The sequence below is a fragment of the Coxiella endosymbiont of Ornithodoros maritimus genome, assembly GCF_907164965.1.
GTDB lineage: Bacteria > Pseudomonadota > Gammaproteobacteria > Coxiellales > Coxiellaceae > Coxiella.
Map to the genome: position 1 here is coordinate 18,889 of NZ_CAJRAM010000034.1, position 14,191 is coordinate 33,079.

The following is a 14,191-nucleotide window of genomic DNA, read 5'->3' on the forward strand; positions in this document are numbered from 1 at the left end:
TAGACTTGTCATTTCTTTATATAGAAAGACAAAGTGATGCGAATTTTGGAAAATGCAAAAAGCTCTATATAGTAAAGTGCCCGCGATTATCCAGGCTTGTATACGTTATACTTATATTATTTTTCTATTGCTCGATCATTGGATAAAAGGAAATAACCCCTTTAAATTTATCAAAAACTATAAGATTTTTCGGGGTATGTTCTTTATTCACGATATGCATGATTGGTTAGGTGGCTATCCTTATAAATCTATCACTCTGCAGGCAATGAAAGAGTTTTCTAATTCTATTGGGTTTTATGTTGAGAAACAAAAGATCCAAGGCCATAAAATTTCTTCCGCTATTTTTGGAAGTGCTTGTGATGAATATGTGCTTAAAAATTTTAAAACGTGATTTAAGTATTGTTGTTGCCATAAACGCTTTAGACGTTGGTGGCGCGGAGAAGCATTTATTGCGTGTGTTACCTTCTTTAAAAAAGCGGGGCTATAACATCATTTTATATCTTACTAACCATCGAGGTGTAATGTTCGAGGAAATGTTAGCAGCCGGCATTCCGATTATTACTCCTCCTTTCTGTGAATTTTTAATTAAATTAGGCTTATTAGGAAAGCTTTTTATTTATTCATTGTCGATAATAAGATTATATTTTCTTATATTAAAACGAAACCCGTCAATTCTTCATTTTTTTCTGCCAGGAACTTATGTACTTGGGGGGATTAGTGGCCTTTTGGCTCGTGCCCGCTGTATGGTGATGAGTCGTCGTGTCACTAATGAATATCAAAAAACGCATCCCATTGTTGCAAAAATAGAACCCCTATTGCATAAACATATGAAGGTAGTGTTGGCAACCTCATCGCGTGTTGGCGCCAATCTTTTAGAGGAGGGTGTTCCTCCTAATAAATTGGGATTAATCTATAACGGTGTTGAAGTTGAGAAATATAATATTCATTATAATAAGCCTGCAATTAAACACTCTCTTTGTTTAAATGACGATACGTTTATCATTATTATCCTAGCGAATTTATACAAAAGGAAAGGACATAAAGATTTGTTCTATGCGTTATCTTCTATAAAAGAAAAAATGTCCGAAAATTGGAAATTATTGTGCATTGGTAGAGACGGAGGAGAAAGAAATACACTAGAAAATTTACGTTACAGTTTGGGCTTACGAGAATATATTATTTTTTTAGGTCAACAACATGACATCCCCCAATTATTATCAATTGCTGACATGGGCGTTCTGAGCTCTCATGAAGAAGGTTTTTCCAATGCACTGCTTGAATGTATGGCGGCCGGCTTGCCGATGGTGGTCACCGACGTTGGAGGAAATGCAGAAGCTGTCATTGATAAACAATGTGGATTCGTCGTGCCGCCTAAACAACCAGAGCAATTAGCAGAAGCTTTATTGATGCTCGCTTTAGATAAAGAAAGGCGCAATAAATATGGAAACGCAGCAAAAGAGCGTGTTAAAAAGTATTTTAGTTTAGAGTCTTGTGTTTTGCGTTATGATCAATTTTATGAGGCTATGCTGGCCTCTGAATGGGAGCGAGCCATTAATATTGTTAAGCCACCCTCTTGGCAGGACGACGACAAAAAAAATACTGCGGAAGGGAAGGCTTGCACTAATTTTTCACTTTCGGGTAAATAAAGTAATGTGCGGAATTACTGGATTTTGGGATTTTCGTCAGTCTTGGAAAAAAGAGCAATACCAAAAAGTTGCTGCTAAGATGGCGAATCAAATTATTTCTCGAGGCCCAGACTCATCAGGCGTTTGGTGCGACGAAAAAACGGGACTGGCTTTTGGGCACCGACGGTTAGCCGTTATTGATCTTTCGATAGCAGGGCATCAACCCATGTTATCGCGTTCAAGAAATACCGTCATTATTTACAATGGTGAGATTTATAACGCTCCCTTTATTCGTCAAGAATTAGAAAATGCAGGTATCTATTGTTTTGGGCATTCAGACACTGAGGTGCTTCTCGAAGCCTGTGAATTATGGGGTGTTAAATCTGCAGTAAAAAAAATGAATGGAATGTTCGCCTTTGCTTATTGGAACAAGCTTGAAAAAAAGCTGTATCTTGCTCGCGATCGTTTAGGAATTAAGCCGTTATTCTGGAGCTTAAAAAATAACATTTTTTATTTTTCTTCGCAATTAAAAGCACTCACCGCGCATCCAGTTTGGAATGTTCAAATCGACCGGACGGCTTTAACCTCCTACTTTCGATTTAATTATATCCCCGCGCCATTATCAATTTACAATGGCGTTTATAAACTAAAACCAGGCATAATACTTGCCATCGACCACAATCAAAAAATTATTGAAGAAACGTTCTGGTCGTTAGAAACAGTTTGTCAAAAGAATATTAATAAGAAAAAAATTGACGACAACGAAGTACTAGAAGAGACGGAAACTCTATTGCGTGACGCTGTTAAATGTCGTATGTACTCGGATGTTCCAGTAGGTGCCTTTTTATCTGGCGGTATTGATAGTTCTACAGTCGTTGCTTTGACGCAGGCTCAAAGTACAAATCAAATTAAAACTTTTTCTGTCGGATTTTATGAAAAAGAATACAATGAGGCCTCTTATGCGAAAGAAGTTGCCCAACATTTAAAAACCGATCATCACGAATTATATTTGCATGTGGATGAAGCTGCTCGATTGATTCCTCAAATTCCGGAGTGGTATGACGAGCCATTTGCAGATTCATCCCAAATACCCACTTATCTTGTTTCTCAATTAGCAAGGCAGCACGTAACGGTAAGTTTATCAGGCGATGGGGGCGATGAATTATTTGCCGGTTATAATCGCTATCTTTTAGCCGAAAATCTATGGTCCAAATTAGTTCGCTTTCCGCTGTGGATGAGACAGTCGGCTAGTAAAATGATTAATTGCTTCAGCCCTTCAGCGTGGGATAAATTTGTAAATGTGATACCACGGAAGTTACGTCCATCCTCTGTGGGGGATAAGGCGTATAAGTTAGCCGCACTATTAATCCAATCATCGGAGGATTTATATAAAGGAGTTGTTAGCCTTTGGGAAAGACCGGCTGAATTAGTGATTGATGGTTCCGATATTTCCTTATGGCCAGAGCTATTGCCGGATTTAAATTTTATGGAACAAATGCAGTATATTGATACCCTCAGCTACTTACCTGATGATATTTTAACAAAAGTAGACCGTGCTAGCATGGCTGTTGGCTTAGAAGCAAGAATCCCTTTGCTAGACTATCGATTAGTGGAATATATTTGGTCTTTACCCATGCGATTTAAATTGCAACGGGGTGAAACTAAATGGTTATTGCGACGTGTATTAGGGAAATACCTCCCAGAGAAATTGTTTACTCGTCCCAAAATGGGCTTTGGGGTGCCGATTGATCATTGGTTACGTGGCCAATTGAGAGAATGGGCAGAGGATTTATTATCCATTTCTAAACTAGAAAAAGATGGTTTACTGCATTCCTCATTATTTCGTCAACGTTGGAAGGAACATCTTTCTGGAAAAAGAAATTGGCAATATTCACTTTGGAGCGTGCTTATGTTCCAATTGTGGCGTGAGCGCTGGTGATAAATAATGAAAAAAAAATTATTGATTGTTATCAACAATGCAAAGTTTTTTTTATCCCACCGATTGTCTTTAGCAAAAGCAGCAAAAGTTGCTAATTATGATGTTCATGTAGCAACTCCGGTTTCTCCGTTGATTGAAAAAATCAAGGAAAAGGGCTTTTCCTATCATTCCATTCAGATAGATCAATGTGGTTTTAATCCTTTTAAAGATATTTTTGCCTTGTTTTCCTTATGGAAATTATATCGTCGTTTGCAACCTGACATTGTTCATCATCTGGCCATTAAACCAGTGTTATATGGAGGTATCGCAGCCCGTTTAGCTGGCGTTCCCGCTGTTGTTAATACGCTGACAGGACTTGGGTTTATATTCATTGCGCAATCTTGCTATATAAGAATTTTGCGCTTTATTTTGCAACAGGGTTATAAATTCGTTTTTCAACATAAAAATACCTGTGTCATTTTTCAAAATAAGGATGATCAAACTCAATTTCTTCAGACGAAACTTTTAGATCCAAATAACAGTGTTTTAATTCCAGGGTCAGGTGTTTCTATGAGTGCTTTTTATCCAATGGAAGAAACGTCGGGGGTTCCTCGAGTGATTTTAGCTTCTCGATTGTTATGGGACAAAGGCGTGGGAGAGTTTGTTGAAGCGGCAAAAATATTAAAGCAGAAAAAAATAGATGCCTGTTTTATTTTGGTGGGAGGAATTGATTCAGAAAATCCGGCTGCTATTAATCAAAAACAATTAGAACATTGGGAACGTGAAGGCTTAATTAAATGGTGGGGAGAGAGTACGGAGATGCTGGCTATTATGCATCGAGCCCATATTGTCTGTTTGCCTTCTTATCGCGAAGGATTGCCACGTGTTTTGGTAGAAGCGGCGGCGAGTGGCCGAGCCATTGTTACAACAGATGTACCTGGTTGTCGTGACGTTGTGTGCGATGGAGAAAATGGATTGCTTGTGTCCGTTAAAAATAGCGAAGAATTAGCATCAGCTATTGAGATTCTTATCCAAAATCCGGAGCTTCGAAAAGAAATGGGTCGTCGTGGGCGTGCAAGGGTAGAGTTCAAATATGAGTTAGACAAAATTAATTTTCAAACAATGATGGTTTATGAAACCCTTCTTAAGAAAATTTCTTAATTTAAGTGAAAAAAATTGAGTTCATTAATTGCAAGGAAAATTTTTTTGAAAGACGGTATTTACCTTTTAATAAAATTTTAAATCAATCAACCTATATATTGGTAATGAACTTTACAATGGTGTCCAGGGTTAATTGATGACACGCCCTAGTACTTCATCAAGTAAGTTTATCCTGAGCTGGTCGAAGGGCTTGGAATGATAGCATTTTGAAAATTTAAGTAATTATGAAAAAAATTGTATCTATTATTGGTACAAGGCCACAATTTATTAAAGTAGCAGCGCTTCTAAGAGAAATTCGCGGCAAATTTTGCCACATAATTATTCATACTGGACAACATTATGACAATAATATGTCAGATATTTTTTTTTCGTGAGTTAAGTATACCTTATCCGGATTATAACTTAGAAGTAGGCGCAGGAACGCATGGTGTTCAAACGGGAATGATATTATTACGTTTAGAAACTTTATTACAGAAGTTGCATCCTGGTATGGTGATTACTTATGGAGATACAAATTCAACGTTAGCGGCTGCTTTATGTGCTAAGAAACTGCATTTTGCAGTTACTCATGTGGAATCAGGATTAAGATCTTTTGATAAAAAAATGGCAGAAGAACTTAATCGGGTTTCGGTAGATCATATTTCAGATATATTATGTGCACCAACAGTCACTGCAGTAAATAATTTATTAAAAGAGGGTATCTCTAGTGAAAAAATTATTCAAACCGGCGATATTATGTATGATATTGCTCTTTTTTATAAGAAAAACTCTGATGAAACTCTTTTAAAGAAAATCGGTGTTCGGAAAAAGGGCTATATTTTGTTTACTATGCATAGAGCTGAAAATACCAATGTCAATAATTGTTTACGTTCTATCATGGCTGCAATAACTGAAATTGCTAAAGATTTTTCCGTTGTTTGGCCAATTCACCCTCGTGCAAAAAAAATGCTTCAAGAATCTAATTTATATAAGCGCGTTTCTTGTTTGGTAAACATTATTGATCCTGTAGGATACAAAGCCATGTTATGACTTGAAAATTCAGCGAAAATTATTATTACTGATTCTGGAGGTGTTCAAAAAGAGGCTTATTTTTATGATGTTCCCTGCCTTGTTTTACGTGATTCTACGGAATGGGCGGAGTTGATTGACTTCAAATGCAATACGCTCGTTCCTGATCTTACTTCAGAGAAAATTGTTCGAACATTTCAAAAGGCTTTAAAGAATGATCCATTTAATAACATATCTGAGTTTAGGCCAATGTTTTATGGTGACGGTAATGCTGCCGCAACTATTATCGACAGTATTGAAAAATTTTTAAAATAGATGGAGTATTATGAAAGTAGCTAATTTTATGGATTCCAGTTTGTGGAGCTTGATAAAAAAGGCAATTTAACAGCATCGCCCGAGATTTATAATCCAAATAATGCCTATTCTAAGGTGGTACATTTTACGCCGCATTATCAAGATTTGAAATATACTGCTTACTTTAAACAATTTTCGATTCAACTCTATTCTTATGGAGTGGATACCCTGTGGACTTCAAGAGTTGTTGTGGGTTTCTTTAAGATATTTAAACAATTTTCAAAGAATAAATTTGATATCGTTCGAGGTAGACAGCCCTATTTGGGCAGCTTATATAGTTTATTAATGGCAAAAATATTTCGGATACCTTTTGTACTTTCTTTAGGTGGGGACAATCGTCTTTGCCAAGAAAAGAATAAAAAATTCAATTATAATTCTAAATTTATTTCTTATACAATGGAAAAATTTGTGCTTCGATATAGCAATCAAATTATTTGCCCTAATTTATTTACTAAACAATATGTGGAAAAACTAATTGGGAAAAAACAATCCGAAAAAAGATGCACCGTTATTCCATGGATTAGCGAGCCAATCCCAGAGAGTGAAGAAAAAGACTGTATTTGTGAGCGATTTAATATTCCTTCTGATGCAGTTTTAATCCTTATTATTGGATTTTTAAACAGATATAAATATACCGATGTTTTATATAATGTAATTAAAAAATGGAAATCACCTTTGCCCGATAAAAAATTGTATTTGCGTTTTGTGGTGATGGGTCTCTTTATCAAGAGGGGCTACAGGAGTTTTTAGATAACGAGAATGTTTATTTTTTAGGTTGGCAGGAAAAGGAGATAGTGCATGAACTTATAAAGAGAGCCTATCTTCTTCTTATTCCAATGTCGGGGTTTGTGTTACTTGAGGCAGCGAGTATCGGGAAGCCGGTTATTACGTCGAAAGTAGAGAGTGCCATACTGAAATGATTGAAGATCATGTGACAGGCTTGTTAGTTGACCCTCTATCTGTCGAAGAATGGGTGAAGCAAATTAATTTTGCTCTGTTAAACTCTGAAAAGATGACTGCTTATGCTAAATGCTTAGAAAAAGAGTATTGGAGTAAATATTCAAGTTTAATAGAAAAACAGCATGAAATTGATTTATACCGCTCATTATATCCGAATCGGAAAAAATAAATTTTTAAGAAAAGTATTGCAAATACCATTTAACAAAATTTTTAACACCCATTTGTAAAGAAGTTCTTGGCTGATATTGAAAATCATTTTCTAATTGAGAAACATCAGCATATGTTTCAGGAACATCACCTGGTTGGAGGGGTAGAAAATTTTTAATCGCTTTTTTATTTAACGCCTTTTCCAAAATAGCAATGAAATCCGTCAATAAAATAGGATTATTACTACCAATATTATAAATTCGATAAGGCGCCTTACTATTTGCTGGATTAGGTTGATTTGCGGAGCAAGCAGAATTCGGTTCAGGTGGATGATCTAAAGTCAGTAAAATACCGTCAACGATATCGTCGATATACGTAAAATCACGCGACATTTTGCCATGATTGTAAACATCGATACATTTGTCCGCTAATAAATTACGCGTAAATTTAAACAGCGCCATATCCGGTCGCCCCCACGGACCATACACAGTAAAAAATCGCAGACCGGTGCAAGGAAGTTGAAACAAATGCGCATAACTATGCGCCATTAATTCGTTGGCTTTTTTTGATGCTGCGTATAAAGCAATAGGGTGGTCCACGTTATCGCTTTCAGAGAAGGGATATTTCTCATTGGCGCCATAAACAGAGCTGGAAGAAGCATAAATCAGGTGTTTAATGGATTGGTGCCGACAGCCTTCCAAAATATGCGCGAAACCCACTAAATTTGAATCTACGTAAGCGTAAGGATTAGTCAGGGAATAACGGACACCAGCTTGTGCCGCTAAATGCACAACAGTATCAAATAAGTGCTGTTGGAATAAATCAGCCATTCCTTGTCGGTCAGCGAGGTCTAACTTATGAAAACTGAAATGGGGGAATTCTTTCAATTGCGCTAAACGGGCTTCTTTTAAATTAACATCGTAATAATCATTTAAATTATCGAGCCCGACGATATGGTCGCCTCGCCCTAATAAACGCTTAATTAAATGAAACCCAATAAAACCTGCACAGCCCGTGACTAACGTTCGCATTTTTACAATCTCCACAAGGTGATACCATTTGATTTACAATCTTGTGGATTTAACACATTTTTGACATCAATAATAATTGAATGATGAGCGAATTTGGCGTGATAGTCTTCTAAAGAATATTGGCGAAATTGGTCATGAGCAACGGCTAATACGAAAGAATCCACATCGTGAATATCATCCCACGATTTAAGATCTATGTTATAGAGTTGCTTAGCTGTCTCAGGATCGGCAAGAGGATCGTGCACCATGCATTCAATGCCGTAGTTATTTAATTCTTCGATAATATCGATGACTTTTGAATTTCGCAGATCAGGACAATTTTCTTTAAACGTGAGACCTAAAACAGCTACCTTAGCGCCTCTAATGGTATAACCTGCGTGGATCATTTGTTTAATCGTTTGTTCCGCAATAAATTTACCCATCGCATCGTTGATACGGCGACCGGCAAGAATCACTTGAGGATTATAGCCATAGTGCTGAGCCTGGTAGGTGAGATAATAAGGGTCGACGCCGATGCAGTGCCCCCCCACCAAACCGGGTTTAAAAGGCAAAAAATTCCATTTAGTCTCAGCAGCAGCTAACACTTCTTGAGTGTCAATATCCATTCGCTTAAAAATAATCGCCAGCTCATTCATTAAAGCGATGTTTAAATCGCGCTGGGTATTTTCAATGACTTTTGCTGCTTCTGCTGTGCGAATATTAGGAGCGCGGTAGATGCCGGCGGTTATCACGCTGCCATAGAGGTGGGCGACAATATCTAAAGTTTCAGGATCAGAGCCCGATACGATTTTGGTGATCGTTTCAAACCGATGTGCTTTGTCGCTGGGGTTAATTCGTTCGGGTGAATATCCCAGTGTAAAGTCAACGCCATATTTAAGACCTGATGCCTTTTCAAGAACGGGCGCACATTCTTCTTCCGTGACGCCTGGGTAAACGGTCGATTCAAAAACAACAATATCCCCCTGTTTTAAATAAAGACCAATAGTTTCGGAAGCATTGAGAAGGAGCAATAAATCGGGGTGTTTTGATTGATCGATGGGAGTTGGGACGGCAACGATATAAAAATCAGCTTTTGCCAAATCATCCGGGTTGTCAGTAAAATCAATTTGCCAGGTGCATAAATGTTGAGAATCAACTTCGCCGCAGGCATCATAACCTTGTTTAAGTGCCCGAATTCGGGCAGGGTTTTTGTCGTAAGCGATGACCGGTTGGAGACGGCTAAAAGCAACGGCAACGGGAAGACCTACATAGCCAAGCCCAACAACAGCGATTTTCCTTGCGACGGTGTTCATGTTGTGGGATTGTAACGCAAGTGTTCTTTCTGCGAAAGAAGGAGGTAAGGATTAACCATGAAAGTGAGTGTGTACGGTGCAGGTTACGTTGGATTGGTAAGTACCGTTTGTCTAGCTGAGCTTGGCCATAGCGTTTGCTGTTGTGATGTTAACGAAGAAAAAATTGCAAAACTAAAGCGAGGGATAACGCCGATTCATGAGCAACAATTAGCGTCTTTGCTTCAAAAGCACTTGAAATCCAAGCGCATTTTTTTCACAGTGCGTTCTAGCGAAGCTGTCAAACATGGGCTCGTACAAATTATCGCTGTGGGAACTCCATCCTCGGATAATGGGCAAGTGGATATGTGCTGCGTAGACAATGTTGTCAAAGCGCTTGGAGAACAACTTACCGATTACGCTGTCATCGTTACTAAATCCACTGTGGCGGTGGGTACGGCCGATAGCATTAATACGCAGATAGAAAACTACCTTCAAAAAAGGAAAGTAGACCTTGAATTTGACGTCGTCTCTAACCCTGAATTCTTAAAAGAAGGATCAGCGATCATTGATTTTTTGGAGCCTGATCGCATTGTAGTAGGTGTAAATAATTCGCGTGCTGGGAATATCATGAAGGAGCTTTACGCTCCCTTAATTAAAAAAGGATACCCCTTTATTGTCATGGGCCGTCGCTCGGCAGAGTTTTCAAAATACGTTTCAAATGCTTTTTTAGCAACGAAGATTAGTTTTATTAATGAAATGAGTCATTTTGCTGAATATTTTGAAGCTGATATTGAAGCGGTAAAAATTGTTTTGGGCTTGGATTCGCGAATTAATGGTAAATTTTTTAACCCAGGCTGTGGTTTTGGCGGCTCTTGTTTCCCAAAAGATTTATTAGCCTTGCAGAGTATTTCAAGGATAGCCGCTATTCCAGCATCCATTGTTAATGCCGTATTAGAAGTCAACGAACGACAAAAGTTAATTTTATATGAAAAAATCCGACGTTATTTTAATGGGAATTTGCAAGGCAAAATTATTGCTGTATGGGGGCTCGCATTTAAGCCTCACACGGATGACGTGCGATCGGCATCCAGCCTGAAATTGATAGAATCATTCTGGAAAGCAGGCGCTATTGTTCAAGCCTACGATCCCTTAGCGATGGAGAATATCCGTGCCTTGTATAGAGAGTCATCACAATTGAAACTTTATGAAAATGCCTATGCTGCATTGAATAATGCGGATGTGCTTGCCATCGTAACCGAGTGGGACGAATTTAAAAATCCTAACTTTGCTTTAATTAAAAATAATTTGCGTTATTCTGCTATTTTCGATGGTCGCAATCTTTATCAACCGCATCAATTACGGGAATGGGGATTTGATTATTTTGCGATTGCTCGGGGAGGGATACAATTTCAAACTCTTCTCACTTAATAAAGAGGAAGCAATGGAAATTAAAGATCAAGTGGCGGTTATAACCGCTGGCGGATCGGGAATGGGCACTGAAACGGCCCGTTGGGGCGCCAAGGTAGTATTGTTCGATAAAGAAATCGATAAGACACACGACATTGCAAAAGAATTGGGTGGTCTAGCGGTGGAATGTGATGTTTCCGATCCAAAAAGCAGTGAAGCGGCCGCTGCTCTTTTCCCTTCTCGACTAGGTCAGCCGGGCGGATACGCCCGATTAGTGGAAGAAATTATTAAAAACTCCTATTTAAAAGTGAGTGTGATCCGTTTAGATGGCGCTTTGCATATGGCGGGGAGGTAAAGTTATTCCATGAGTTTAGTCGAAAGTCCTCCGTGGCAGGCATTAAAATCTAAATACCAGGAATTATCTTCTTTGCATATGCGCGATTTCTTTGCGCAAGATAAAAAGCGTGGAACGCGGTTGAGCATAGAGGCGGCTGGTTTATATTTTGATTATTCAAAGAATCGAGTGGATGAGAAGACCCTTGATTTACTGTGTGAGAGCGCAAATGCGTGTAATTTGCCACTGCGAATTGAGCAACTCTTTAGCGGCAAATTAACAAATGAGTCGCCGGAAATGGTGGGGTTTCACACGGCTCTGCGTCAAGTGAACAACTTCTCTTTTAAAACGAATAATAGTGCGATTCAGGAAGTTCGCGCTTCTTGGGAGAAAATAAAAAAATTATCAATTCGGATTCGCGAGGGCGATTATAAAGGGTTCACCAACAAATCAATTACCGATATTGTTAATATTGGAATTGGCGGGTCAAGTTTAGGGCCGCAAATGGCTTACAATGCGCTAAAACCTTATGTCAAAGCCCCTTTACGATGCCATTTTATTTCCAATTTAGATGACACGGATTTCTACGAGACGGTGCAGACTTTAAATCCAGAAACTACTTTATTTATTATTACCTCAAAAACATTTACGACAAAAGAAACCTTGGAAAATGCACATCGTGCTATAGAATGGTTAATGCAGGCCGCTAAAAAAGAAAATGTAATTCAAACTCATTTTATGGCCGTAACGACAGCACCAGAAAAAGCGCACGAATATGGTATTCAAAAGGATAATATTTTTATACTATGGCCGTGGGTGGGTGGCCGTTTTTCAGTTTGGTCCGCGGTTGGGCTTTCGTTAGCAATTGCGATTGGCTGGGAAGAATTTTTTGAATTTCTACGCGGTGCACATGCCATGGATACCCATTTTAGGCAAGCTGAATTTAGCAAAAATATGCCGATATTATTGGCCTTGTTATCAATTTGGTACATTAATTTTTTCAATGCAAAAACTCAGGCCATTATTCCTTACAGCCAGCGCTTAGCTTATTTACCTGATTACCTCACTCAATTGCACATGGAAAGTCTCGGGAAAAGCGTTCAACTTGACGGCTCGGCGGTGCATTGGCAGACGGGGGTGGTAGTGTGGGGCGATCTTGGCACCAATAGCCAACACAGTTTTCACCAATTATTTTTGCAGGGTACCTTGATGGTGCCCGTGGATTTTATTACGGTCTTAAAAAATACGCGAGAAAACCATTACCAACTGCCTTTAATCGCCAATTGTTTAGCCCAAAGCCAGACACTGATGGAAGGTTATGATAAAGAAGCAGTGGTGAGGGATCTCGTTAGCCAAGGCATTGAGTCCCAAAAAGCAGAAAAATTGGCAACTTATCGCTTGATCCGTGGTAATAACCCGAGTAATACCATTATTCTGGAAGAATTGAACCCTTATTCGTTAGGATCACTGTTAGCTTTATATGAACATAAAGTGTATGTGCAAAGTGTTATTTGGAATATTAACCCTTTCGATCAATGGGGAGTAGAGCGAGGCAAACATTTAGCTAAGGGTATCTTGCAAGCGTTGCAAGCAGAAACTGATCAGTCATCCTTTTACGGTTCTATGGAACGATTGATCAATTACGTGCTCAAAATAAAAGGTAACTGCCCATGAAAAAAGCCACTACTGCGGTTTTTCCTGTGGCCGGATTGGGAACACGATTTTTGCCGGTAACCAAAGCGGGTCCCAAAGAGATGTTGCCAATTGTTGATAAGCCAATTATTCAATATGTAGTAGAAGAGGCGATCGCTGCCGGCATTACGCATCTCGTTTTTGTAACGAGTAGCAGCAAGCGGGCTATCGAAGATTATTTTGATAGTAATTATGAATTGGAAACGCGGTTGCGTTCCAGCAGGAAATTGGATGCCCTGAAATTAATACAAAACCTCTTACCCAAAGAAGTTCATATTAGCTATGTGCGTCAAGCGCACCCTTTAGGCTTGGGTAATGCGGTGTTATCGGCGAAACATGTTGTCGGCAACCAGCCGTTTGCGGTGTTGTTGCCCGATGACATTATTGACTGTGGTGAGAAAAGTTGTTTGCAATTGATGATGGAAGCTTTTGAAAAGCATCAACAGAATATCATTGCGGTTGAACAAGTGCCTTTAACACAAACCGATAAATATGGCATCGTTTCTGTTGTGGATGAGCACCAGGTGAAGCGAATTACTGGTATGGTTGAAAAACCTCCCCTTGGAAGCGCGTTGTCAGATTGGGCTGTCACCGGCCGCTATATTTTGTCTCCACGTATTTTTGATTATCTGGATGCCATCAGTTGTGGCGTGGGGGGGGAGATTCAGCTAACGGATGCGATTGTCGCGTTCTTGCAAGAAGAGCAGGCGCTTGCCTTTCCCTTCCAGGGTCACCGTTATGATTGCGGCAGTCGATTTGGTTTCTTGCAGGCGACAATTGCTTATGCGCTCAAACGGCCTGAATTTAAAGAGCCCTTGCGGGAATATTTATTTAAACTGTTGGGCTCGGGGTGTGGGGGGGTTAACGGCGGGTGCGATTGAAAGTGTAGGTTAGGCCGCCTTGCGGGCCCAGCAGCAAAGTAGCCTGTATGAAGCGCAGTGAAATACGGGGATGATAGACGAGATCATTATTTTCCCGTATTCTGCTTTGGTCTATACGTATATGGCCCCAGGGTTGTTGTCAACAATCAGTTTTGACGAAAAGAACGTATATGCGGCTTCACCGAGCCACCGCATGAATTAGCCTCATCAACCTCAGGTTTTACCTTAACGTCCTTAACATCACATTGCCGCGTTTACTAATCCGCGACAAGACCTCCTTATTCTCACTCGCGTGTTGTGGAGGAACTAACCCAATAAACACCAACAACTTGCCAGAAACAGATGAAATTGATGAATGTCCCTCCCCGTTCGCATAAACCGGCAGCGCCGTTAAATCCCCCC

9 protein-coding genes and 4 pseudogenes are annotated in these 14,191 nt (G+C 39.4%); 10 read left to right on the forward strand and 3 right to left on the reverse strand.

Going from position 1 to position 14,191, the window contains the following annotated elements:
- The first annotated feature begins 52 nt into the window (after positions 1 to 52).
- From OWO34_RS03995 to OWO34_RS04020, 6 genes and pseudogenes are all read left to right on the forward strand, one after another.
- Complete coding sequence (locus tag OWO34_RS03995; protein WP_267256631.1) at positions 53 to 391, forward strand: hypothetical protein; 339 nt, start codon at positions 53 to 55, stop codon at positions 389 to 391.
- Positions 357 to 1,646 (forward strand): glycosyltransferase family 4 protein, encoded by a 1,290-nt coding sequence (locus OWO34_RS04000; RefSeq protein ID WP_267256632.1) that lies wholly within the window; start codon positions 357 to 359, stop codon positions 1,644 to 1,646. The genes OWO34_RS03995 and OWO34_RS04000 overlap by 35 nt, the downstream gene beginning before the upstream one ends.
- Before the next feature lie 4 nt (positions 1,647 to 1,650).
- Entirely contained in the window at positions 1,651 to 3,564 is a 1,914-nt protein-coding gene (asnB, locus tag OWO34_RS04005) for an asparagine synthase (glutamine-hydrolyzing) (RefSeq protein ID WP_267256633.1), read from the forward strand.
- A gap of 6 nt (positions 3,565 to 3,570) precedes the next feature.
- Positions 3,571 to 4,704 (forward strand): glycosyltransferase family 4 protein, encoded by a 1,134-nt coding sequence (locus OWO34_RS04010; protein ID WP_267256634.1) that lies wholly within the window; start codon positions 3,571 to 3,573, stop codon positions 4,702 to 4,704.
- A 224-nt stretch (positions 4,705 to 4,928) separates the two neighbouring features.
- Positions 4,929 to 6,027, forward strand: a pseudogene (gene wecB / locus OWO34_RS04015) (non-hydrolyzing UDP-N-acetylglucosamine 2-epimerase).
- A gap of 10 nt (positions 6,028 to 6,037) precedes the next feature.
- Positions 6,038 to 7,195, forward strand: a pseudogene (locus OWO34_RS04020) (glycosyltransferase family 4 protein).
- 4 nt (positions 7,196 to 7,199) lie between these two features.
- Here the strand turns inward: OWO34_RS04020 and OWO34_RS04025 are convergent.
- Both OWO34_RS04025 and OWO34_RS04030 read right to left on the reverse strand, forming a co-directional pair.
- Positions 7,200 to 8,219, reverse strand: coding sequence for an NAD-dependent epimerase (locus tag OWO34_RS04025; RefSeq protein WP_267256635.1), 1,020 nt, complete (start codon positions 8,217 to 8,219; stop codon positions 7,200 to 7,202).
- Positions 8,207 to 9,496 (reverse strand): nucleotide sugar dehydrogenase, encoded by a 1,290-nt coding sequence (locus OWO34_RS04030; protein WP_267256636.1) that lies wholly within the window; start codon positions 9,494 to 9,496, stop codon positions 8,207 to 8,209. Before OWO34_RS04030 ends, OWO34_RS04025 begins: the two co-directional genes overlap by 13 nt.
- 57 nt (positions 9,497 to 9,553) lie before the next feature.
- On the opposite strand from OWO34_RS04030, the gene OWO34_RS04035 reads away from it, so the two are divergent.
- The 4 genes and pseudogenes from OWO34_RS04035 (at position 9,554) to galU (ending at position 13,789) form a co-directional block, all read left to right on the forward strand.
- Complete coding sequence (locus OWO34_RS04035) at positions 9,554 to 10,903, forward strand: UDP-glucose dehydrogenase family protein (protein WP_267256637.1); 1,350 nt, start codon at positions 9,554 to 9,556, stop codon at positions 10,901 to 10,903.
- A 13-nt stretch (positions 10,904 to 10,916) separates the two neighbouring features.
- A pseudogene (locus OWO34_RS09750) lies at positions 10,917 to 11,105 on the forward strand (3-hydroxyacyl-CoA dehydrogenase); the annotation flags it as partial.
- 141 nt (positions 11,106 to 11,246) lie between these two features.
- Complete coding sequence (gene pgi, locus OWO34_RS04045) at positions 11,247 to 12,890, forward strand: glucose-6-phosphate isomerase (protein ID WP_267256639.1); 1,644 nt, start codon at positions 11,247 to 11,249, stop codon at positions 12,888 to 12,890.
- Entirely contained in the window at positions 12,887 to 13,789 is a 903-nt protein-coding gene (galU, locus tag OWO34_RS04050; RefSeq protein WP_267256640.1) for a UTP--glucose-1-phosphate uridylyltransferase GalU, read from the forward strand. Before pgi ends, galU begins: the two co-directional genes overlap by 4 nt.
- A gap of 226 nt (positions 13,790 to 14,015) precedes the next feature.
- Here galU and OWO34_RS04055 read toward each other — a convergent pair.
- Positions 14,016 to 14,191 (reverse strand): annotated as a pseudogene (locus OWO34_RS04055) (transposase); the annotation flags it as partial.